The following is a 23,011-nucleotide window of genomic DNA, read 5'->3' on the forward strand; positions in this document are numbered from 1 at the left end:
TTGCCGCTCGCTTCCTTCAGATTCCGCGTCACCACGGACACCCTTGCGTTAAGCTAACTGTTACTTCTGCCTTCACAGTTCGGGACTTACACCCTATAGATTACACCCATGCCAGGCGCACTAAAAAGAGCGAATGAATAAAATTTTTCATTCGCTCTTTTTCTTATTTCCTGGTTTTAAACGTAAAGTTGTTCGATTTTTACCGTTTCCCTAACTTTCCAAAAAAAAGCATCAAGTGGTAGCCATGTTTATTAATTTAGGATATTCTTTCCATATTGATTGCAAAATTCATTGAAAAAACGAATGCAGTCTTTTAAACCATTATTTTTATCAAGGTAATAGCGTTCAAATTCATCTTCTTCATGAAATAATTGATTATATGTTTCGCTCAACTCTTGTAAAAATTCTAAATTGCGTCCTTGAACATCCGGTAAACAATTTGCTGCATCATGAAAAGATTTTTTTATTTGCTCTTTTTGTTCCTCAGTCATTTCCTTTACAAGGTTCATATATGCAATTGTTTTGAAGTATATAATTTTGCTTACTATATCAATAAATAAAGACCAATACATATCGCTTTCCGGCAATCTTCCATCTTTTCTTTGCACATATTTTTTGAAGTAAGTAACCGATTCATCCAATAACTGTTTTAACTCTTCAAAAGCCAAATCCCATTTTTGCGAAGTATCAATATAATCGAAGAGAATCCCATCCAATTCTTCTTGAAGCTGGACTAAATTCAATATGTCATTTCTTATTTGAATTTTTGGCATAAAATACCCCCTTGTATGCTCGTATTAAGTTTTACTATATCAATAAAATCCTTATTATTTTGAATGAAATAATAAAACGTGAAAAAAATGTATTAAATCTGTTTTTTTAGCTTCATTAATAGCAATTTCCGAATATGGGGGTATTTATAAAAAAGTACGATTCGATAGAATTTAAAAGCTACCATTTTCTATTGTCTCTTCATTATGATTACACACACTCATTATTTTATTAGAAAAATTATTTCATTATTCATTCTAATTAGATAATTATTGTTTTACACGCTTAATTGGTATGTCTTTTAATACAGAGTTGATTACCCAGCTTGCACAAATAAGCCCACAAACGGATGGACAAAAAGCGTTTGATGATGGGGGCATTTTAGCTTTTCGGATGGACGCATCGGGATTCCCTACTTCTTCAACAACATCCGGTCTTACGACAATTGGTGATTCATCTGAAAAGACTACCGTTATGCCTTTTTTTATACCTTCTTTTCTTAATTTCGTACGAATAACTTTTGCCATTGGATCTGTATGAGTTTTTGAAATATCTGCAATGCGGAATCTTGTTGGATCCATTTTATTTGCAGCACCCATACTGGAAATAATCTGGATATTTCGCTTTAAACATTCTTTCATTAAATGAATTTTATACATGATTGTATCTGAGGCATCAATGACATAATCAATATCATATTCAAATAGTTTTTCATACGTTTCTTCGTTATAAAACATGTGTAAATGAATAACTTCACATTCTGGATTAATATCTGCAATTCGTTCTTTCATAACTTCTGCTTTTGGTCTTCCAATCGTTGATAAATACGCAACCAATTGGCGATTAACATTTGTGATATCTACCACATCTTTGTCTACTAAAATAATTCGCCCTACACCACTTCGTGCACATGCTTCCGCAGCAAAAGAGCCAACTCCTCCAATCCCTAAAATTGCAACGGTTGTATTTTTTAATTTATCTAATCCTTCTTTTCCTATCGCAAGTTCGTTTCTAGAAAATTGATGTAACATACCTTTCTGCCTTTCATTCGAATTTTTCACATCGGAATTATATCATAAGTGTTGGTTAGAAGTGTATACGTTTATATTTCCAAAGTATTAATAACAAACAAAAACTCCTCCATCAAAATGGAGGAGTTTGAAGCGTGACGAATCCCGAAGATGCCGTAGTGCGTCATTAACACCGTTTTGAACCCGCTATCTCGCAGGTGGGTGCCCTCACTGACTTTTTAAACGTCCCCTATACTTTTGGCGTTCTGATGGGGCATGTTTGCCAAGTCAAAATATTGAGCTCCCTTTTTATTGTTGTTCGGTCAAAACTGTTAATATGGCATTCACAAACACTTCAGGATTCGTGTTGGTATTATCATAACATTAGTTGAAGTAAATTTCAATGAATATAGATTAAATTGTGTTAATTTTTTGTTTATTTTAATTAGAATTTGATTTTTTGCGTGCAAAAAACAAAAGAAAAATCAAATCCATTTATATTTTTAATATGAAAGGGCCTAGAAAGTCGAAATCTTTCCAGAACCCCTCACTCTTCATAATCATGGTTTTTTATAAATCTTTGTTCCTGAGATAGTCAAAACAAGTTTCACTATTCTCATCATAATTTATCTGTAACTTAGCGTGGAAGACAGTAACAAAGTAGCCGTCTAAAAATGACTTTTCAGACGGCCCCTTTTCTATGCTTATTTATTAAATACATTCACTTTTAAATGTAATTCTTCTAGTTGTTTTGGTGAAACTTCGCTTGGCGCATCAGTCAGCAAGCAACTTGCAGTAGCAGTTTTAGGGAATGCAATCGTATCTCTCAAGTTGTTGCGACCTGCTAAAATCATCACTAAACGGTCTAATCCCATCGCAATTCCACCATGAGGCGGCACACCGTATTCGAACGCTTCAAGTAAGAAACCGAATTGTTCTTTTGCTTGTTCCTCTGTAAATCCAAGAAGTTTGAACATTTTTTCTTGTAAATCTCTCTCATAAATACGTAATGAACCGCCGCCTAATTCATAACCGTTTAACACGATATCATAAGCTTGTGCTCGAACTTGATCTGGATTTGTATCCATTAATTCAATATCCTCATCAAATGGACGAGTGAACGGATGGTGAGCAGCAGTATAGCGTTTTTCATCTTCGTCCCACTCAAGTAATGGCCAATCTGTAACCCAAAGGAAAGCAAATTGTGATTCATCGATTAAGCCTAACTCTTTTCCTAGTTTATTGCGCAATGCACCAAGAGAAGCGGCAACAATAGAAGCATCATCTGCTCCGAACAATAATAAGTCTCCAGGTTCAGCACCAGTCGCATTTTTGATATCTTCTACAATTTGACCTTCAAAGAATTTCGCGATAGGACCAGTGAAACCTTCTTCCGTCACTTTAATCCAAGCTAATCCTTTCGCACCGTAGATCGCCACAAATTCTGTCAATGCATCAATATCTTTACGAGTAAACTTGTCGTTTGCCCCTTTAACATTGATTGCTTTTACAACGCCGCCTTTTTCAACCGCGCTCGTAAATACTTTGAAGTTGCTATCTTTTACAATGTCCGTAAGGTTGATTAATTCTAAGCCAAAGCGAACATCTGGTTTATCGGAACCAAAACGATCCATCGCTTCTTGGTAAGAGATGCGTGGGAATGGAGTTTGCACTTCAATTCCTTTTACTTCTTTCATGACAGCAGCTAACATGCGTTCTGTCATATCGATAATTTCATCCATGGACATGAAAGATGTTTCAATATCCACTTGAGTAAATTCTGGTTGACGGTCAGCACGCAAATCTTCGTCACGGAAGCAGCGAGCGATTTGGAAGTATTTTTCGAATCCTGCCACCATCAATAATTGTTTGAATAATTGTGGTGATTGCGGCAATGCATAGAATTCTCCTTCATGCACGCGAGATGGGACTAAATAGTCTCGTGCACCTTCTGGAGTAGATTTTGTTAAAATTGGCGTTTCCACTTCCAAGAAACCGTCATTTTGCAAGAAGTTACGGATTGTACGCGTTACATCGGAGCGTAATTTAAATGTGTTATACATAACAGGACGTCTTAAATCTAAGTAACGGTATTTTAAACGTACATCTTCATTGATGTCGACATAATCCTCAATGGCAAAAGGAGGTGTTTTAGATGTATTAATAATTTTAATATCCGTTGCGACAACTTCTATTTTACCAGTTTCGATGTTTGGATTTACTTGGCTTGGATCACGAAGTACAACTTTTCCTTCTACTTCGACTACAAATTCGCTTCGAATTTTATCTGCAATTTCGCGGGCTTGTGGCGCTTCATCACCAAATACAACTTGTACAATACCAGTGCGGTCACGAACATCTACGAAAATTAAACTTCCTAAATCTCTACGACGTTGTACCCAACCTTTTAAAACGACTTGTTGTCCATGATGTTCTTCTCTTAATTCTCCACAATGATGTGTTCTTTGAGCCATTTTCTATTCCTCCAATTTTTTAATCTAATCTATAGAAAGCTGTTGTTTCAGATAATTTACGATTTCATTAATTTCTACTTTTTCTTGGTTTCCTGTTTCCATTTGTTTCACAACTACAACTCCCTGTTCAAGCTCCGTTTCGCCGATAATCACGACAAATTTCGCTTGAAGACGGTCAGCAGATTTCATCTGAGCCTTCATTTTACGCATCAAATAATCCATATCTGCAGAAATGCCTTTTAAACGGAAAGAGCTAATTAATTCCACAGCTTTTAATTTAGCTTCATCACCAAGGGCAATGACATAAACATCAAGCGCGTCATCTAACTCTAATTCAACCCCTTCTGCTTCTAAAGCAAGGAGCAATCTTTCAATCGATAAGGCAAATCCAATACCTGGAACATCTGGGCCGCCAATTTCTTCTACTAGCCCATTATATCTTCCACCACCGCAAAGAGTTGTAATTGCTCCAAAGCCTTCTGCAGTGCTCATTATTTCAAAGGCTGTGTGAGTATAATAATCTAAACCTCGAACAAGATTTGGATCTACTTCATATTCAATTCCTAGAACTTCCAAATATTTCTTCACTTGTTCAAAATATTCTCTTGATGTCGGTGTTAAGTAATCCGTTAATTTAGGAGCTGTTTGCATGAGCGGGTGCTCGCGGTCTAATTTACAGTCTAAAATGCGTAGTGGATTTTTTTCCAAACGATTTTTACAATCATCACAAAACTCATGAATGTGCGGTTTGAAATGATTGATTAGTGCTGTTCTGTGGGTATCTCTCGTTTCTTTATCTCCTAAAGAATTAATCATTAATTTTAAATCTTTTAAACCTACTGTTTGGTAAATGTCCATTGCAAAAGCAATGACTTCTGCATCGATAGCAGGGTCAGCACTACCAATCGCTTCAACACCAAACTGAACGAATTGACGGTATCTTCCAGCTTGTTGACGCTCATAGCGGAACATTGGACCCATGTAGGATAGTTTAATTGGTTGATCAGGTGCTCCATACATCTTATGTTCGACATAGGCACGAACCGTTGAAGCAGTTCCTTCTGGACGCAACGTTAATGAACGGCCACCACGGTCTTCAAATGTGTACATTTCCTTCTGAACAATATCCGTTGTGTCCCCTACACTTCGTTGAAATAACTCCGTATGTTCAAAAATAGGTGTGCGAATTTCTTTATATCGATAAACGCGAGCTAATTCTCGTAAAATGGATTCAATTTTTTGCCATTTAGGTGTGTTTTCAGGCAAAATATCCTGTGTGCCTCTAGGTACTTTAAAAGCCATTTCCTATCTCCTTTCTATAAACAAATTTTGGAACAAAAAAATGCTCTCATCCCTTATAACAAGGGACGAAAGCATATCACTTCCGCGGTTCCACCCTAGTTGATGTGTATGAACACACCCACCTCATAACGGATAACGGCCGTTTCCGTTTTTCCCTACTTAAATTTCAGGAAAAAGCCTCCCAAGTGTTCTTCGCAAATACCTTCTGTAGGAAAGATTGCAGCCAAAGTCTTTCCCTCTCTGAACATACAGTAAATGCTACTCTCTTGTTCAAAGGCTATCGACACATTTTCACATTAATTTTAATCATAATTGTGCAACGAAAAGTTGTCAACTATTTTCAAAAAAGTATAGATTTATACATGGATAACATTTTACAATAAATAAAGAGATTTTCACATTATTTGTTATTTGAAAGTTGGATGTTTATGAAGCGCAATATACTTATTCTTTGTATAGTAATACTCATTTCTTGTATAACTACATATTTTTCAGGCTTCGTATTAGCCAACAATGAAGAATCTCGCATTGTTTTTGCGGAGAAATTGCATTTGAGAGAAGGACCTGGTTTGTCGTTCGATATTATCGATACCCTTGAAAAAAACAAAAGATTGAAGGTATTGGATCGTCAAGGTGATTGGTTATATGTAGAGGTTAATGAGAAAAAAGGATGGGTCGCATCCTGGCTAACTCAATCAGAACAAATAAATAACGTCGAAAAATATGCTATCGCCCAAGTTAATCATTTAAATATTCGTTTGGAGCCGTCACTTTCTGCTCCTGTACTAGGTCAGTTACATACTGGAGAGCAAGTGGTGGTATTAAATGAAAGGAATGAGTGGGTTCAAATCCAGCATCAACAATTGACGGGATGGGTTTCATCCGAATTTATCACGATGAATGAAGGTACTATCGATGAATTAAATAACACGGTGAGTGAAAAAACCGAATCGGCTGAAGTAAAAGAATCAAATCATTTTACAATCGTTGTCGATGCTGTAATCGTAAGACAAAAACCAAACTTAAAATCGAAAAAATTAGGCATTGCGAAAAAAGGAGAACAATTCGCAATTCTAGCTCGAGACCACCATTGGATTCAAATCGATTTTAATGGAAAGAAAGGTTGGATTTATAGCTTTTACGGTACATTCGACAATTCTTCGATAGAGGAAGAAAAAGAAGAACAAACCATTACAATTATCTACAATGGGACAAATATTCGAAAAGAACCCACAACTTCATCGGACGTAATCATGAACGTCCAAGCTGGAGAACAATTTAAAATCATTAAGAAGGAACATGATTGGTATAAAATTCAACTTTCTGAAGATGCAACAGGTTATGTAGCAAGTTGGGTAGTTTCGACAAACGAACAATCCGTAAAACAAGATAAGAAAGATAATCGAAAGAAAGGCACTCTTAATGGCGTAACCATTGTGCTTGACCCCGGTCATGGAGGAAATGACCAGGGAACTGCTGGTCTAAGGAACACAATTGAAAAAGAAATTACATTAAAAACGGCGGAACTGTTAAAATCTAAATTGCAGCAAGCAGGAGCAGAAGTCTACTTAACAAGGGAATCTGATGTGTATGTGGGTCTACATAAGCGTGTATCACTCGCCCACCAACTTGCTGCGGATGCATTTATAAGCATCCACTATGACGCAACTGAAGATCGGACAATCTCAGGTTTTACCACATATTATTTCCACTCTTATCAAGAGTCACTTGCACAATTTGTTCATGATGGATTATCAGATCAGATCAAATTGCGGGATCGTGGCGTGCAACAAGGGAACTATTTAGTATTACGAGAAAATAAACAAAATGCGATATTAGTAGAATTAGGTTATTTAAGTAATCCAAGTGAGGAAAAAGTGATTAATACTGACCTCTTCCGTGAACAAGCAACAATGGGCATTTATGAAGGAGTACTCCAATATTTTGATGCACAGCTAAAATAAAAAATTGGCTTTCTGGAAAGTTCAATCTTTCTAGAAAGCCAATTTATTTTATTTCGATTCTAAAATAATTGTAACTGGACCATCATTCACAAGGGATACATCCATCATGGCTCCAAAAATGCCTGTTTCAACTTTTAAACCTTGTTCACGTAAGGCATCATTAAAGGCATTCCATAAAGGCTCTGCTTGCTCAGGTCGAGCTGCTTCTACAAAGCTTGGTCTTCTCCCTTTCTTCGTATCTGCATATAACGTAAATTGAGAAACAGATAAAATATCTCCGCCATGCTCTTTAATTGAGTGATTCATTTTTCCCTCTTCATCTTCATAGAGGCGAATCTCTGCTACTTTTTTTGCTAAATATCTCACATCTTCTATCGTGTCTGTATGTGTTATACCAACTAATAAAACATATCCTTTGTCAATTTTTCCCGTTACTTTTCCATCAACTGTTACTTTTGCTTCTTTACTACGTTGCAAGACCACTCTCATCGACAAACACACCTCAAACCAACTAATTAATAACCCGCTGTACGGAATAAATATCTGGCATTTGTTTAATTTTCTCTACAACTTTGTGTAATACAGAAATATTTGTAATAGCTATTGTTAAATGAAGCGTTGCAATTTTATCATGAGCAGCACGACCAGAAACAGCTAAAATATTCACTTTCGTCTCTGTAACCGCATGCATAACATCGTTTAATATTCCTGGGCGATCAAATGCAGATATTTCAATATCAACAGGATATTCTTTCTTCCCTTGTGCTTCACTATGCTCCCATTCCACTTCAATTAGGCGATCTTCCCCACCTGTTTGAACATTAGGACAGTCTATACGATGAACAGATACACCTCTACCCTTTGTAATAAATCCAACAATCTCATCTCCAGGAACTGGCGTACAGCAACGAGAAAGTCGAATTAACAAATTATCGATGCCTTTTACAATAACACCTAATTCACCATTCTGTTTCTTTTGTTTCGGGTTTTGCATTTCTTTTTGAATTTTTTCAAGAGCTTCTTCTTGCTCTCTCTCTCTCCGCTTTTTCTCAGCGAGGCGGTTCACCACTTGTTGAGGTGTAATTCCTCCTACACCTACTGCTGCATATAAATCTTCTTCATTTGTGAAATTTAACTTGTTCAAAACCCGTTGAATATTTTCTTCTGAAAGCACTTCTTTTACATCAAATTCTTGTGCTTTTATTTCTTTTTCAATTAAATCTTTTCCTTTGAGAACATTTTCTTCACGCAAGTGCTTTTTGAAGAATTGTTTAATTTTATTTCTCGCTTGAGAACTTTGAGCAATTTTTAACCAGTCTCTACTTGGCCCAAAAGATTGTTTAGAAGTTAAAATTTCAACAATATCCCCTGTTTTTAGTGGTGTATCAAGCGGTACCATTTTCCCATTCACTTTGGCACCAATTGTTCGATTTCCGACCTCAGTGTGCACTCGATAAGCAAAATCAATTGGAACACTTCCTGCAGGTAATTCAATAACGTCTCCTTTTGGTGTAAACACATAAACCATATCGGAGAATAAATCTAGCTTCAGCGATTCCATAAACTCTTCTGCGTTGGAAGATTCGTTTTGGAATTCTAAAATTTCGCGGAACCAAGTTAATTTTTGATCGATGCTTTCCTTACTTGGATTCAGTGATTTGCCTTCTTTATATGCCCAGTGTGCAGCAATCCCGTATTCTGCAATTTTGTGCATTTCCTTCGTACGAATTTGCACTTCCAATGGGTCGCCATAAGGGCCGATGACTGTTGTATGAAGGGATTGATACAAGTTTTGTTTCGGCATAGCGATATAATCTTTAAAGCGACCAGGCATTGGTTTCCAAAGTGTATGTACGATTCCTAGTACCGCATAACAATCTTTGATGCTATCTACAATGATGCGTACAGCCAATAAATCATAAATCTCATTAAACTCTTTATTTTGTAAAACCATTTTCCGATAAATACTATATATATGCTTTGGACGACCGTAGATTTCTGCATCAATTTCAACTTGATTTAATTGAGAGCGAATTTCGTCCATTACATTTTCTAAATACGCTTCCCGTTCCGTACGCTTTCTTTTCATTAAACTTACAATTCGATAGTATTGTTGAGGATTTAAGTAGCGAAGAGCCGTATCTTCCAATTCCCATTTCACCTTAGAAATTCCTAGGCGATGGGCAAGGGGAGCGAAAATTTCTAACGTTTCTTTCGCAATTCGACGTTGCTTTTCTGTAGATAAGTGTTTTAACGTACGCATATTGTGAAGGCGGTCGGCAAGTTTAATTAAAATCACACGAATGTCCTGTGCCATCGCAACAAACATTTTTCGATGATTTTCCGCTTGTTGCTCTTCCTTCGATAAATACTTAATTTTTCCTAGTTTTGTAACACCATCTACAAGCAAAGCTACTTCTTCACCAAACTCGGCTACTAAATCTTCCCGAGTAACAGAGGTATCTTCCACTACATCGTGAAGAAATCCTGCAGCTACTGTTTGTGGATCCATTTGAAGGTCCGCTAAAATTCCAGCAACTTGAATTGGGTGAATAATATATGGTTCCCCTGACTTTCGGGTTTGTTCTTTATGTGCTTCTTTTGCCACTTCATAAGCTTTTTTCACAAATTCGACGTGCTCATCATTCATATAAGTTTTTACTTTCGAAAATACATCTTCGGGCGTCAAAATTTGCTCCTTCGCCATGATTTGTCCACCTTCAAAAATTTTTCTGTTTTATATATAAAACTAATTGTAAAAAAGTATAAATAAAATGTAAAGCCAAGTCTTATCATATTGCGTTTATCTAACAAAATAATATACCGTTGTCAGATGAAAAAATATTTTATTAAAAAAATTTTCGCTTATTAAAGTAAAAGAATTCGCACAGTTATTCAAAGTGCGAATTCTTTTTGGGAAATCAATATTGAAGCAATGTTTTGATCGGGTAATTTCCAATTTTTTCGCGGCCATTTAATTCTGTTAGTTCAATAATGAATGCACAACCAGCAACGGTACCACCAAGTTTTTCAACTAATTGAATTGTAGCATCCACCGTACCACCTGTTGCTAGTAAGTCGTCAATAATTAACACTTTTTGTCCTGGGGAAATTGCATCTTTATGCATAGCAAGTACATTCGTACCATATTCTAATGCATATTCAACACTAACTACTTCTCTCGGCAATTTTCCTGGTTTACGCACCGGAGCGAATCCAATTCCTAATGCATACGCAACAGGACATCCGATAATAAATCCACGTGCTTCTGGCCCAACGATAATATCTGCTCCCACTTCTTTTGCAAATTCAACAATTTGATCAACCGCATATTTAAATGCTTCACCGTTATCCATTAACGGCGTAATATCTTTAAAACTAATTCCTTCTTTTGGAAAGTTTTGTACAATTGCAATATGTTCCCTTAAATCCATTCCATTTTCCTCCTTAGGAATAAGATAATTCCTTCATTCGATTATCAAACCATTGTTTTAACTCTGAATAAGTTGAGTATAAAAATTTTTGTTCCAATTCGATTTGCTGTTGTCGCAATTGATATGTGGTAGCTTCAGTTAAAGAACGTTTACTTGCAAATTCATTGACGGAAAGCAAACCATTTTCTATTGTAACAAAACCGAGCTCAAAAAACACCTTTGTCATAAACTTTATTGTATCCACATTTAAACCAAAATGTTTGGATAGTTGATGAATATGTTCGTTTAAGTTAAAGAATGGGCGATTTTTTAGAAATGTATAGTATTGAGCAAAATGCTTTCGTGTTGGCATGCCATTAAAATATTGGGAATTCGGTGTGTAAAATACCGCATAAATACGTTGCGGTTTTGCAATTTCAATTAGCTTTTCCATTGTATGAATACGTTTTGGTAAATCCAATAATACAATAAACGGTGAAAGAGAATTGTCAATTTCATCTTCAACTAATTGAATGGATGGTATGACTGCTTGAAAATATTGAATTGTTTCCTCACGAAAAGCAATAAAGGATGATTCTTCAATAGGAATGTTTCCCACCCAATGATTGACATTCACTTTTCCCCGATAATCAAATAACTGCCACTCAAGTGTCTGAACATCCGAAAGTAAAAATTGCGGTTTTTTTCTACCTTGCCATTCATTGATTTGCAAATCACCAACAATGGATAATTTCACTCCATAGGAAATTTCATTGAATAAATAACCTTTGTTAAAACCAACTGCATCAAGAATTCCATATGCATCTTCCAATTCCATTTTTATATGGTTCTCATTTGCACCGATTTTGCGCATTGAACGAATCGAAACTTGTTGTATAACAAAAATCGGCTTTTCAAATCCAACACCAAATGGTTTCAACTTCTGTAATTCTTCAATAGCTTCTACCGTTACTTCACTTAAATCGATAGGAACATCAATGTATAATGTCGGCGTTAATAATTCATCGGATAAACATGTTGTTGCTTGTTGATGAAGTCGTGCTCTCAATTCATCGATATGTTCAGCTGAAAGCGTCATACCCGCAGCCATTGGATGGCCGCCAAAATGCGGAAGAATATCCCGATTTTTTGCTAGTTCATTGTATAAATGAAATCCTTCGATGCTGCGTCCTGAACCTTTTGCTAATCCCAATTCTGAATCGATCGATAACACGATTGTCGGTTTATAATATTTCTCTACTAAACGGGAAGCAACAATTCCAATTACCCCCGGATTCCATCCTTCTTTTGCCACGACAAGCACTAAAGAATTGCTAATATCCGAATTATTTTCAATCATTTCTATTGCTTCTTCAGTAATCGAATTGACATACTCTTTTCTCTCATTATTTTTTTCATTTAGCAATTTAGCCCCCATTGTGGCACTTGCTAAATCTTCACTCATTAAAAACTCTACACCGGGTTTTGCATCACCTAGGCGTCCTATAGCATTTAATCGAGGACCAAAATAAAAACCGATAATTTCTTCATCGATTTCATGCTGCTTTACTCCTGATGCTTCACATAAAGCTTGAACCCATGGGTGATTTGACTTTCTCAATTTCTCTAACCCTTTACGAACAATGTATCGATTCTCTCCAGTTAAGGGGACAAGATCTGCGATTGTGCCAAGTGCAACGTATTCAAACAAATGCTCAGGCACCTCTCCATATAATGCGTGGGCAAGCTTAAAAGCTACGCCTACCCCTGCCAATTCACCAAAAGGATATTTCCCTTCTGGTACCCTCGGATGAATAATGACGTCTGCAGGCGGCAGCTCTTCCCCCGGTTCATGGTGATCTGTAACAATCACATCCATACCAAGCTCTTTTGCTATGCGTATCGGTTCGATGCCGCTAATTCCATTATCGACAGTAATAATCAGTTGGATTCCTTTCTCATGTGCCAATCTGAACAATTCTTCGTTTGGCCCATATCCATGTGTGAAGCGATTCGGAATCTCAAAATCTACATCTGCTCCTAAATCAAGCAATGTATGCAATATGACGGACGTACTCGTAATACCATCTGCATCATAATCTCCATAGATTAATATCTTTTCCCCTCGATGTAATGCTAATTCAATTCGTTCTACCGCTTCTTTCATCCCCGTTAACAAATAAGGATTATGTAGTTGGTCATCTTTCATATGTATAATATTTCTAGCTTCATCTAGTGTCTTCACTCTTGATGCTAATATTTTTGCAGTCAAACTAGAAATATGTAAATTGTTTTGTAATTGTTGAACAAACATTTCATCGGGAATTTGGATCTTCCATTTTTTTGATGATTGTATCATTACCTCACATCCTCACGAAGTCCATTATACCTAAATTTCATAAGTATTGGATAAAAAACTTATATTAATCTAGTAAAGTTTATCTTCCAATAATAAATAAAAGATACTCCCTAAACTAGAGAGTATCTGAAATAGATTATTAAACTACTGGCTCGTCTGAACCCCATTGCTTCTTCTCTTTTTTCTTCACTGTCGTACCTTTTTTGCTCATTTCGCGCACTTTTAGTGTATACCATAGTTGTGCTGCAATACAAATGGAGGAATACATTCCCGTTACTAATCCAATGAGTAAAGCGATTGAGAAATTTCGAATTGCTGGCGCACCAAAAATTAAGAGTGCAACAACAACTACGATTACCGTCAATACTGTATTTACGGAACGTCCCATCGTTTGACGGAGGGATTTATTGATGATTTCGGCAAGTTCTTCTTTCGATTTGATTTCGCCTTTATGGTCGATATTTTCACGAATACGGTCGAAGGTAACAATCGTATCGTTTATGGAATAACCGACAATGGTTAAAATTGCTGCAATGAAAGTTATGTCCACTTCTAAGCGCAATACGCTGAAAATTGCCACCATGAAGAATACATCGTGTAATAGTGAAACAATTGCACCTACACCCATTCTCCATTCGAAACGGAATGCCACATAAATGACAATACCAAGAGCGGCAAAACTTAGAGCGTAAATCGCATTTTTAACGAGTTCACGACCAACTGTTGGAGAAACTGTACTTACATTTGGTTCATGACCGTAGTCTTCCATCACTGCTGATTTTAAATCTAACGTTTCTTGTTGCGTGAAATCTTTTTTATAAGTGGCAACAGCAGTATCTTTATTTTCACCACTTATGACTAATTCATCTGCTGGGAATCCGATTTTCTCTAAATAATCGGCCATTTCTTCTTGGGTCGTCGGCTCATTTGAAAGTATTTCAACTCGCGTACCACTTGAGAAGTCAATGCCTAAGTTTAATTTAAAGATTCCAAGCATTACAACCCCGATCAACAAAATAATCATTGAAATAGCATAAAACTTTTTGCGGTTATGAACGAAATCAATGCGATCGAAGTTTGTTGTTAAATCTAATGTTTCTACACCTTCTGAAGCGTCATGAATTTTTGATTTTCGAACACCATAGAAGAATGGATTATCGAATTTGCCACTCTTAATGAGTAATCCAAGTAATACACGTGATAACCATACTGATGTTAAGAAACTTAATAAAATGGAAATAATTAACGTTGTCGCAAAACCTTTAACTGAGCTTGTACCAAAGTAGAAAAGTACAACCGCAGCTAGTAATGTTGTTAATTGTGCATCTATAATCGCGCTTAGTGATAGTTTAGATCCCATTTGGAATGCTTCTTTTGGTGATTTACCAACACGTATTTCTTCTCGAATACGCTCTGCTGTTAAAATATTCGCGTCCACAGCCATACCAATACCAAGTACAAGAGCTGCAATACCTGGCAACGTTAATACTGCACCAATTAAATTTTGAATAAGCAGTACTAAATAGGCAAATACCGTTAACGTGATAATCGAAATAAAACCAGGTAATCGATAGTAAAACAACATAAAGATGAAAATTAATAGAACACCAACAATACTAGCGAATACAGTGCTATTTAAAGCTTGTTCCCCAAACTGAGCGCCCACTGATGTTGCATAAATTTCTGTTAATTTTACAGGAAGTGCCCCCGCATTTAACATACTTGCCAAATTTTTCGTTTCCTCAACAGTAAAATTCCCTGAAATCATAACGTCTGTTGTATTTAAAGTTTCTTTTACAGACGCTGCTGAAATAAATTTCGGATCAGGCTTTGTTGCTTCTTCTTTATATGAGTCTTCTCCTTCAACAAAATCCATCCAAATAACAAGTAAGTTCTGACCTGGTGGCATTTGAGAAATTTTCGATGTAATGTCTGCAAATTTTTGTGCATCTTTTAACGTCAATGTAACGATTGGTCGATTTTGTTGGTCGAAGGAAGCCGCAGCACCGCCTTCTTTCAAATCAGAACCGTCTAACAGTAAATTATCGTTTACATCACGAAATGTTAAATTCGCCGTACTTGATAACATTTCCCGAGCAGATGATTGATCGTCTATTCCAGCAAGCTGAACACGAATCCGATTCTCACCTTCAACCTGAATACTCGGCTCGCTGACACCGAAAGCATCGATACGCTTTGATAAAGCGGTCGTCGTATCTGCTACGATACTTTGAGTAATTTTTTGCCCTTCTTTTAAGGGTTCAACTTCATACAAAACTTCAAATCCGCCTTGTAAGTCAAGTCCAAGTTTTACATCTTTTAATACTCCTTTTACTGTGAAGCCCATCGCACCAAAAAGTACGATTACAGCCAGTACAAAGGAAACGATCCGGCTTTTTGAATTCATTGATAAATCCTCCTTGATGCAATGTACAATAGCTTGTACATACATAAACACGTGCAAGCATATCTTTACAATAATCTCTTGAATTAGTACTCCGAAATTTTTTTCGTGATATTTCCACCAAATGAAGAATAAACTTGGAGTGGATAAGCTCAATCGAAATTATTGCAAAAATATACCTTTCCTTTTCTTATGTAACAAACTAATTATGAAACACGAAAGTCAACCTGTCAAACCGAATCTATACATTTTCTTTGTCAGAATTGTTATTATTTGTAGGATTTAATAATTCTCTCAATTCTTCTTGATTTACTTCAGAAAACCAATTTGTGCTTTGGAATTGTTGGATTTGCAAATAATTCACGATTTCTGAAGCTTTTAATGAAAAAATTGTTGATACGGCTTCATGAATTCGAATTTCATCCAAATTTTTCTTTCGCCACTTTTTTTGAAGACAATAATTCCAAATTTCTTCAATCGTAATACCTTCATACCCGTTTAAGTTCATTTCTTCTAATTTGCTCTTAAGCACAGGCAAAACTTTTGAAAATAAGCGCTCATGTTCGACCATAGGCAAATCACTCCATCGTTCTGTATTAACTGTTTTTAGGAAAGCATACAAATATTGTAACGAATAATAGAATAATTGAGAAGGGATTGTATGGATGGCATCATTTGTTAGAGGAACTATTTTTCTCACAGTTGTCATTTTTTTGTCAAAACTATTCGGTTTTATTTATAGAATGCAATTTATGAGGGTAGCTGGCGAAGAAGCTGTTGGAGTTTATATGACTGCCTATCCAGCGTATATATTCTTCGTTTCAGTATTACAGCTAGGCATCCCTATTGCTGTAGCGAAAGTAATTGCAGAACTATATGCAAAACGCCAAATTGGACAACTTCATTCCGTCATGAAAACAGCATTTAGATGGTCAATTTTATCCATTATCTTATTTACACCGATTCTTATATTATTTATTCCATATTTGGCAGAAACGCTATTACATAATAAAGGAACAAAAATTACGCTATATATTGCGTTAGGGGCTGTACCAATTATTGTATTTTCCGGTTTAATTCGAGGATACTTACAAGGTATTGCCATCATTTCAGCAACAGCCTGGTCCCAAATGATCGAACAGCTGGTACGCATCGTTTTAATCTCTTTAGCATTGCCATTTTTCGTTGTGCCGGACAACCCTGAATTAACGGCTGCATATGCAATGGCAATTACTGCAGTTGGTGAATTTATTTCGTTTATTTATTTATACATTCATTATTTCATGAAAAAGAAAAAACTAAAAAAACCCTCCTCACAAAAACCATATCCGGCAATGCCTTTACTGCGTATTGCCGTTCCAAGTGCAGGAAGCAGATTGTTTGGCACATTCACATGGTTTTTGGAACCAATCGTCTTTTTGAAGGCATTAACCATTGCAGGATTGACAGCTGCAGGAGCAACGACTTTATACGGAATTATTTCTGGTGTACATGTACCGTTATTATTATTCCCTTCTTTTATTCCTAATGCTTTAGCGATCGTTTTAATTCCAGCAGTGAGCGATGCTGTAGCAAGGAGTAATACAAGGTTACTGAATAATCGCATCGGAATAAGTTTACGCCTTTCATCCATCATTGGTGCCTACGCTGCGACATATTTCTTTTTGCACGGTGATGAACTTGCTATGCGGCTCTTTCACTTAGAGGAGAACCGTGGATTTATGAAAATTTTAGCTCCAATTTTCTATTTTTATTATATCCAAAGCCCTCTACACTCCATTTTGCAAGCAATGGATGAAGCAAAACCTGCCATGATGAACTCCATTTATGGCGGAATCGGGAAATTATTCGTCATGTTTGTACTAGCATCTCAACCATTTATTCAAGAATATGGTGCAATTATCGCAATTGGATTTGGTGTATTAGTAACATCTTTTTTACATATGGCAACACTACGGGCGCACAAAATGATTAGTTCCGGTTTCCGATTCTTTGCAATTCCTTATGTGATTTTTATTCTTACTTGTATTATTCAAAGTTATATTTTCAGTAAAATTTCCTTTAATTTTTGGACAAATAGTGCTTTAACCATTATTGTTTTAACAATCTTTCTACTAGTAACAAATCAATTAAAATGGAGCGATTTTCGATTTTTACGTTCCATTCTTATTCGTCGACTTTAATTGTACGTGCAAATCGTAATTTTCATAACAACAATAAAAAATGTCTTCCGGCTTTTCATAGCCCTTCTTTTTTAAGTTTTCCAACAGCCATTCTCTATCTTTTTCAAGGAATTTTAGATGCCGATCTATTATATATCCATCAACAATCAGTGGAAAGATGAGCGGGTCATCATCTTTTAAGAAAATCGATAGTCTACCAGACGGTTCAAGAAATGCATATTTAATTTGCTGTACGGAAGGAATGCGTTCTTCACGCATTTGTTGAAATAAATCGTCTAAATTATATCGTTGCTTTCTCATTTCTTCTTGATTAATAACACCATCTTCCACAATTATCGATGGATCTCCATCAATTAAATCACGGATTTTCTTACTTTTTAATGCAATCAACGAATTTAAATACTGGATGGCGAGCAAAATAAGAATTGGAAAAACATTTTCAAATAACGGTTTATCTAAATCATCTAAAGCAAAAGCAACACATTCAGCAATGAGCACAAATACCACTAAATCCATAATGCTTAGTTCGCCTACTTCCCTTTTACCCATGAGGCGAAAAACGACAAGCACGAGCAAATATAAAAAGACCGTTCTGAAAAGAATTTGTAAATACACTTCCATACATCCCACATCCTTTCTTTCCTATTGTTGGCCAAGCGATTGTCAACTATACAAAAAAAGGGCTGTCCAGAAAGTCAATCACTTTCTGAACAGCCCTACTCCTTACTAGTAATACTCTCTTAAAAACTTTGCTCCTGCGGTGGTCACATCAAAATGTCACCAACCTCGTCGCAAAGGGGGCGTCTTGAAATGACTTTTCAGACGCCCCCTTTTATTCGTTGTCTATGGATTAATCGTTGATAACTCGTCCAATTGCTTGACGCTCAAATTTTAAGCGAGTTTTGCCATCAACTAGAAGATATACAGCAGAATCTTCTAAAGCATCTACTTCACCGTGAAGTCCACCGATTGTTACGACTTTATCTCCACGCTTTAAATTATTTTGCATTTCTTGTGTCGCTTTTTGTCGTTTTTGAGCAGGACGAACTAAAATAAACCACATTGCAACAAACATGATAATGATTGGTAATAAGTTATATAATGTTTGCATCCAGTATATCCCCCTTTCTATCTCTCACCTCATAAGTATAGTATAAAACGAAGGTAAAAATCGATTTTATTTTCTATTTTATTAGAAAAATTTCTTAAATTATTCAAAGTTTGCTTCTTTGCTTAAAAGTTTTTCGCATTTGGTTTATTAAATCCATATTGCTCAAAAAATTCATTGCGGAAATCAAGCAATCGATCTTCTCTAATTGCTTGTCTTACTTGTTCCATCAATCTCAATAAGAAATAAAGGTTGTGGTACGTTGTCAGTCTTAATCCAAAAATTTCTCCAGTTCGAATTAAATGACGAATATAAGCTCTTGAGTAATTTTTACATGTATAACAGTCACAGTTTGGATCAAGTGGTCCAAAATCTTTCGCATATTGAGCGTTTTTAATAACAAGACGGCCTTGCGAAGTCATTAGCGTTCCGTTTCGAGCAATTCTCGTTGGCAATACGCAGTCGAACATATCAATACCTCGGATTGCCCCTTCAATTAAAGCATCCGGTGAACCTACCCCCATTAAATAGCGTGGTTTATTTTCAGGAAGTAGCGGTGTTGTAAATTCTAATACTCGGTACATCACATCTTTTGGTTCACCTACGGATAATCCACCTACAGCATATCCAGGGAAATCCAATTCTATAAGAGCTTCCGCAGATCGTTTTCTTAAGTCTTCAAATTCCCCACCTTGCACAATACCAAATAACCCTTGTTCTTCTGGACGCTGGTGTGCTTCTTTGCATCGTTTCGCCCAACGTGTTGTTCGATCCACGCTCTGCAACATATATTCATAAGTTGCTGGATATGGTGGACATTCATCGAACGCCATGATGATGTCCGCTCCTAAATCGTTTTGAATTTGAATGGATTTTTCAGGGCTTAAAAATAGCTTATCTCCGTTTAAATGGTTCCGGAAATAAACTCCTTCTTCTTCAATTTTTCGAAGGTCGCTTAACGAAAATACTTGGAATCCACCTGAATCGGTTAATATAGGGCGATCCCAATTCATGAATTGGTGCAAGCCGCCCGCTTCTTTTACGATTTCGTTACCAGGTCTGAGCCATAAATGATACGTGTTGGATAAAATTATGCCCGCGCCCATCTCTTTTAACTCTTCAGGTGACATCGTTTTCACCGTTGCTTGTGTTCCAACGGGCATGAATGCTGGTGTTTCAAAGGAACCGTGTGGCGTATGGACAATTCCTAGCCTTGCTCCTGATTGTTTACATGTTTTGATATGTTCATATCGAATTGCAGGTTGTGTCATTTGTAAATTCCTCTCTTCATCTAAAGTATAAACAGTACTTCGATTGTTGAGTGTTATGCTTTTGGCCGAATAAACATCGCATCACCAAAACTAAAGAATCGATATCGTTCTTTAATCGCTTCACTATAGGCATGGAAAATCGTCTCTTTTCCAGCCAATGCACTCACAAGCATTACTAAAGTTGATTTAGGTAAATGGAAATTCGTAATTAAACCATCAATACATTTAAATTCATAGCCTGGATAAATAAATATATCTGTCCATCCTTGTTCCGCTTTGATTTTGCCATCATATTTGGAAGCGACAGTCTCAAGGGTTCTTGTAGATGTAGTACCGACTGCTATGACATTGCCACCTTGTTCTTTCACTCGATTAATCGTTTCAGCAGCACTTTCACTAATGCTATAAAACTCTGAATGCATTTCATGTTCTTCGATTGTTTCACTGCTTACAGGTCTGAATGTTCCAAGACCAACATGAAGGGTAATAAAGACAATTTCAACCCCTTTATTGCGAATTTTTTCAAGAATTTCTTCAGTGAAATGAAGTCCTGCTGTTGGAGCTGCTGCAGAGCCAATTTCTTTTGCATAAACTGTTTGATAACGCTCTCTATCTTCCAATTTTTCATGAATATATGGTGGTAGTGGCATTTCACCTAATTTTTCTAACACTTCATAAAAAATGCCCTCGTAACTAAACTCAAATATTCGTCCACCATGATCAAGAACGTCCGTACAAGTCGCACGCAACAGTCCATCGCCAAAAGAAATTGTCGTGCCTATTTTTACCCTCTTTGCAGGTTTGACTAATGTCTCCCATCTATTCTTTTCCAATTGTTTTAACAATAAAACTTCGATATGAGCTCCCGTTTCTTCTTTTATGCCAAAAAGTCGAGCCGGCATTACACGGGTATCATTCAATACAAGACAATCACCCGCATTAAGCTCATCTACAATATGAGGAAATTGATGATGTTCAATTTCTTTTGAAAAAGGATTTACGATCAGCAATCTACTTGCTGCACGATCTTTTAGTGGTGTTTGAGCAATCAATTCTTCTGGTAAGTTGAAATCAAATTCTTCAATTTTCATACATAACTTCCTTTTACTTTGTTTCATCGTAATAAGTATAACCAAGATGTTCAAAAGCTAATTTTGTCGCCACACGTCCTCGTGGCGTACGTTGAATAAATCCGATTTGCATTAAATATGGCTCGTACACATCTTCTATCGTGATGCGTTCTTCTCCGATGGAAGCCGCTAATGTATCTAATCCAACGGGTCCACCATTAAATTGTACAATCATACTTCGTAGCAATTTATGGTCGATTTGATCTAAACCGTATCGATCCACTTGAAGTAATTCAAGAGCTTGTTTCGCAAGATCAAGGGTTATCATTCCATCCCCTATCACTTGTGCATAGTCTCTTACCCGCTTCAACAAGCGATTAGCAATACGAGGAGTTCCGCGAGAACGCCTTGCAATTTCCTCTGCAGCTCTGTCATCAATCTCTACTTCAAACAGTTTACTACTTCTTTTTACAATTTCAATTAATGAATGTTCATCATAATAATCAAGTCTTAATAATACACCAAAACGATCTCGTAAAGGAGCTGATAAAGAACCTACCCTTGTTGTAGCTCCTACTAATGTAAAAGGCGGCAAGTCCAATCGAATAGAGCGGGCGTCATGCCCTTTCCCAACGACGATATCAAGGCAAAAATCTTCCATCGCTGGATACAGCACTTCTTCAATTGATCGGGAAAGGCGATGAATTTCATCTATAAAGAGGACATCCCCAGGCTCTAGTGAACTAACAATAGCCGCTAAATCTCCTGGTCGTTCAATTGCAGGCCCACTTGTAAGCCGAATGTTTACATCCAGTTCATTTGCGATCACATTAGCTAGAGTGGTTTTTCCCAATCCTGGCGGACCGTATAGCAACACATGGTCTAACGATTCTTGTCGGAATTTTGCCGCTTCAATAAAGATCTTTAAGTTATCTTTTACTTGATGCTGCCCGATATATTGAGAAAGCCTTTCAGGTCTCAAAGATAATTCAATTTGGTTATCCAATTCATTTGCTTCACTTGAAACGATTCGATTCACTTGCCGCCCTCCTTGTTACTTTGTCGTTAACAAAAGTTTTAATGCATATTTCATATAATTTTCCGTCGTTTGTAAATCTTCCTTTTCACTTAATAAAGGCTTAATTTTCTCTAATTCTTTTTCGGAATATCCGAGTGCATGAAGAGCCAACATTGCTTCTTCTAATTCATGTTGATATGGATTCACACCAAATAGCGGCAATTCATCTTCAGCACTTGGAAGTTCCACATGCTCAAGGAGCGAACCAAGTTTCCCTTTTAAATCTAGAATCATTTGTCTAGCAGTCTTCTTCCCGACACCAGGAAATTTAACTAAATACTTTTCATCTTCCATTTCAATGGCTGTAATAACATGCGAAGGATTTCCACTTGCAAGAATTGATAACGCACTCTTTGGACCGATACCGGAAACTTGTATAAGTTTTTTAAATAATTCTCGTTCTTCTATCGTTTTAAAACCATACAATTGCTGAGCATCTTCTCTTACATGCATATGTACAAATACTCTTTGTTTTTCTTCATTCACACGAAAAGCAAACGGATTCGGTGTGATGATTGCGTATCCAATCCCGCTCTGTTCTAAGACGACATATTCAGGTGTAATGCGCGTCACTTGTCCGATGATATAATCGTACATTTTCATT

At 36.5% G+C, this 23,011-nt stretch carries 18 protein-coding genes, 1 other RNA gene and 1 other annotated feature; of the genes, 2 read left to right on the forward strand and 17 right to left on the reverse strand.

From position 1 onward, the window contains the following. Window positions 1–251 precede the first annotated feature (251 nt). The 5 genes from HF990_RS07880 to hisS all read right to left on the reverse strand — a co-directional run bounded on the left by HF990_RS07880 (window position 252) and on the right by hisS (window position 5,557). On the reverse strand, window positions 252–773 hold the full coding sequence (locus HF990_RS07880; RefSeq protein ID WP_016838380.1) for a hypothetical protein: 522 nt from the start codon (window positions 771–773) through the stop codon (window positions 252–254). Window positions 774–1,040: 267 nt separating this feature from the next. Next, window positions 1,041–1,802: a tRNA threonylcarbamoyladenosine dehydratase gene (locus HF990_RS07885; RefSeq protein WP_168412377.1), complete on the reverse strand. Its 762-nt coding sequence runs from the start codon at window positions 1,800–1,802 to the stop codon at window positions 1,041–1,043. Window positions 1,803–1,939: 137 nt separating this feature from the next. Then, window positions 1,940–2,146, reverse strand: a non-coding RNA gene (ssrS, locus tag HF990_RS07890) — 6S RNA. A gap of 339 nt (window positions 2,147–2,485) precedes the next feature. After that, window positions 2,486–4,255, reverse strand: a complete 1,770-nt coding sequence (gene aspS / locus HF990_RS07895; protein ID WP_168412378.1) for an aspartate--tRNA ligase — start codon at window positions 4,253–4,255, stop codon at window positions 2,486–2,488. Window positions 4,256–4,279: 24 nt separating this feature from the next. Beyond that, complete coding sequence (gene hisS, locus HF990_RS07900) at window positions 4,280–5,557, reverse strand: histidine--tRNA ligase (protein ID WP_168412379.1); 1,278 nt, start codon at window positions 5,555–5,557, stop codon at window positions 4,280–4,282. Between the two features lie 58 nt (window positions 5,558–5,615). Then, window positions 5,616–5,840, reverse strand: a binding site (T-box leader). Between the two features lie 145 nt (window positions 5,841–5,985). On the opposite strand from hisS, the gene HF990_RS07905 reads away from it, so the two are divergent. Next, entirely contained in the window at window positions 5,986–7,521 is a 1,536-nt protein-coding gene (locus tag HF990_RS07905) for an SH3 domain-containing protein (protein WP_168412380.1), read from the forward strand. A gap of 48 nt (window positions 7,522–7,569) precedes the next feature. On the opposite strand, the gene dtd is transcribed toward HF990_RS07905, so the two are convergent. The 6 genes from dtd to HF990_RS07935 all read right to left on the reverse strand — a co-directional run bounded on the left by dtd (window position 7,570) and on the right by HF990_RS07935 (window position 16,268). Then, window positions 7,570–8,010, reverse strand: coding sequence for a D-aminoacyl-tRNA deacylase (gene dtd / locus HF990_RS07910; protein WP_016838385.1), 441 nt, complete (start codon window positions 8,008–8,010; stop codon window positions 7,570–7,572). A gap of 22 nt (window positions 8,011–8,032) precedes the next feature. Beyond that, entirely contained in the window at window positions 8,033–10,228 is a 2,196-nt protein-coding gene (locus tag HF990_RS07915; RefSeq protein WP_016838386.1) for a RelA/SpoT family protein, read from the reverse strand. A gap of 214 nt (window positions 10,229–10,442) precedes the next feature. After that, a complete protein-coding gene (locus tag HF990_RS07920) occupies window positions 10,443–10,955 on the reverse strand; it encodes an adenine phosphoribosyltransferase (RefSeq protein ID WP_016838387.1) in 513 nt (170 codons plus the stop codon). 13 nt (window positions 10,956–10,968) lie between these two features. Next, the gene (recJ, locus tag HF990_RS07925; protein WP_016838388.1) at window positions 10,969–13,293 is read right to left on the reverse strand and encodes a single-stranded-DNA-specific exonuclease RecJ; all 2,325 of its coding nucleotides are present in this window, start codon (window positions 13,291–13,293) and stop codon (window positions 10,969–10,971) included. A 139-nt stretch (window positions 13,294–13,432) separates the two neighbouring features. Next, window positions 13,433–15,700 carry a protein translocase subunit SecDF gene (secDF, locus tag HF990_RS07930; RefSeq protein WP_016838389.1) on the reverse strand — a complete coding sequence of 756 codons (2,268 nt, stop codon included), beginning with the start codon at window positions 15,698–15,700 and terminating at the stop codon, window positions 13,433–13,435. A gap of 238 nt (window positions 15,701–15,938) precedes the next feature. Further along, complete coding sequence (locus HF990_RS07935; protein ID WP_016838390.1) at window positions 15,939–16,268, reverse strand: post-transcriptional regulator; 330 nt, start codon at window positions 16,266–16,268, stop codon at window positions 15,939–15,941. 94 nt (window positions 16,269–16,362) lie between these two features. On the opposite strand from HF990_RS07935, the gene HF990_RS07940 reads away from it, so the two are divergent. Then, window positions 16,363–17,880 carry a putative polysaccharide biosynthesis protein gene (locus tag HF990_RS07940; protein ID WP_168412381.1) on the forward strand — a complete coding sequence of 506 codons (1,518 nt, stop codon included), beginning with the start codon at window positions 16,363–16,365 and terminating at the stop codon, window positions 17,878–17,880. Here HF990_RS07940 and HF990_RS07945 read toward each other — a convergent pair. From HF990_RS07945 to ruvA, 6 genes are all read right to left on the reverse strand, one after another. After that, complete coding sequence (locus tag HF990_RS07945; RefSeq protein WP_016838392.1) at window positions 17,851–18,501, reverse strand: DUF421 domain-containing protein; 651 nt, start codon at window positions 18,499–18,501, stop codon at window positions 17,851–17,853. The genes HF990_RS07940 and HF990_RS07945 overlap by 30 nt on opposite strands. Window positions 18,502–18,730: 229 nt before the next feature. Then, the gene (gene yajC / locus HF990_RS07950) at window positions 18,731–18,991 is read right to left on the reverse strand and encodes a preprotein translocase subunit YajC (protein WP_016838393.1); all 261 of its coding nucleotides are present in this window, start codon (window positions 18,989–18,991) and stop codon (window positions 18,731–18,733) included. 122 nt (window positions 18,992–19,113) lie between these two features. Beyond that, window positions 19,114–20,259, reverse strand: coding sequence for a tRNA guanosine(34) transglycosylase Tgt (tgt, locus tag HF990_RS07955; RefSeq protein ID WP_016838394.1), 1,146 nt, complete (start codon window positions 20,257–20,259; stop codon window positions 19,114–19,116). Window positions 20,260–20,312: 53 nt separating this feature from the next. After that, the gene (gene queA, locus HF990_RS07960; protein ID WP_016838395.1) at window positions 20,313–21,350 is read right to left on the reverse strand and encodes a tRNA preQ1(34) S-adenosylmethionine ribosyltransferase-isomerase QueA; all 1,038 of its coding nucleotides are present in this window, start codon (window positions 21,348–21,350) and stop codon (window positions 20,313–20,315) included. Between the two features lie 13 nt (window positions 21,351–21,363). Further along, window positions 21,364–22,368, reverse strand: coding sequence for a Holliday junction branch migration DNA helicase RuvB (ruvB, locus tag HF990_RS07965; RefSeq protein ID WP_168412382.1), 1,005 nt, complete (start codon window positions 22,366–22,368; stop codon window positions 21,364–21,366). A gap of 15 nt (window positions 22,369–22,383) precedes the next feature. Further along, entirely contained in the window at window positions 22,384–23,004 is a 621-nt protein-coding gene (ruvA, locus tag HF990_RS07970) for a Holliday junction branch migration protein RuvA (protein WP_016838397.1), read from the reverse strand. Window positions 23,005–23,011 lie beyond the last annotated feature (7 nt).

The sequence above is a fragment of the Ureibacillus thermosphaericus genome (genome assembly GCF_012396605.1).
In the GTDB taxonomy this organism is placed as follows: domain Bacteria; phylum Bacillota; class Bacilli; order Bacillales_A; family Planococcaceae; genus Ureibacillus; species Ureibacillus thermosphaericus.

What these genes read in the sequence shown, in the direction of transcription:
- HF990_RS07880 (WP_016838380.1), bottom strand. Translation starts at nt 773, where the DNA reads ATGCCAAAAATTCAAATAAGAAATGACATATTGAATTTAGTCCAGCTT.
- HF990_RS07885 (WP_168412377.1), bottom strand. Translation starts at nt 1,802, where the DNA reads ATGTTACATCAATTTTCTAGAAACGAACTTGCGATAGGAAAAGAAGGA.
- aspS (WP_168412378.1), bottom strand. Translation starts at nt 4,255, where the DNA reads ATGGCTCAAAGAACACATCATTGTGGAGAATTAAGAGAAGAACATCAT.
- hisS (WP_168412379.1), bottom strand. Translation starts at nt 5,557, where the DNA reads ATGGCTTTTAAAGTACCTAGAGGCACACAGGATATTTTGCCTGAAAAC.
- HF990_RS07905 (WP_168412380.1), top strand. Translation starts at nt 5,986, where the DNA reads ATGAAGCGCAATATACTTATTCTTTGTATAGTAATACTCATTTCTTGT.
- dtd (WP_016838385.1), bottom strand. Translation starts at nt 8,010, where the DNA reads ATGAGAGTGGTCTTGCAACGTAGTAAAGAAGCAAAAGTAACAGTTGAT.
- HF990_RS07915 (WP_016838386.1), bottom strand. Translation starts at nt 10,228, where the DNA reads ATGGCGAAGGAGCAAATTTTGACGCCCGAAGATGTATTTTCGAAAGTA.
- HF990_RS07920 (WP_016838387.1), bottom strand. Translation starts at nt 10,955, where the DNA reads ATGGATTTAAGGGAACATATTGCAATTGTACAAAACTTTCCAAAAGAA.
- recJ (WP_016838388.1), bottom strand. Translation starts at nt 13,293, where the DNA reads ATGATACAATCATCAAAAAAATGGAAGATCCAAATTCCCGATGAAATG.
- secDF (WP_016838389.1), bottom strand. Translation starts at nt 15,700, where the DNA reads ATGAATTCAAAAAGCCGGATCGTTTCCTTTGTACTGGCTGTAATCGTA.
- HF990_RS07935 (WP_016838390.1), bottom strand. Translation starts at nt 16,268, where the DNA reads ATGGTCGAACATGAGCGCTTATTTTCAAAAGTTTTGCCTGTGCTTAAG.
- HF990_RS07940 (WP_168412381.1), top strand. Translation starts at nt 16,363, where the DNA reads ATGGCATCATTTGTTAGAGGAACTATTTTTCTCACAGTTGTCATTTTT.
- HF990_RS07945 (WP_016838392.1), bottom strand. Translation starts at nt 18,501, where the DNA reads ATGGAAGTGTATTTACAAATTCTTTTCAGAACGGTCTTTTTATATTTG.
- yajC (WP_016838393.1), bottom strand. Translation starts at nt 18,991, where the DNA reads ATGCAAACATTATATAACTTATTACCAATCATTATCATGTTTGTTGCA.
- tgt (WP_016838394.1), bottom strand. Translation starts at nt 20,259, where the DNA reads ATGACACAACCTGCAATTCGATATGAACATATCAAAACATGTAAACAA.
- queA (WP_016838395.1), bottom strand. Translation starts at nt 21,350, where the DNA reads ATGAAAATTGAAGAATTTGATTTCAACTTACCAGAAGAATTGATTGCT.
- ruvA (WP_016838397.1), bottom strand. Translation starts at nt 23,004, where the DNA reads ATGTACGATTATATCATCGGACAAGTGACGCGCATTACACCTGAATAT.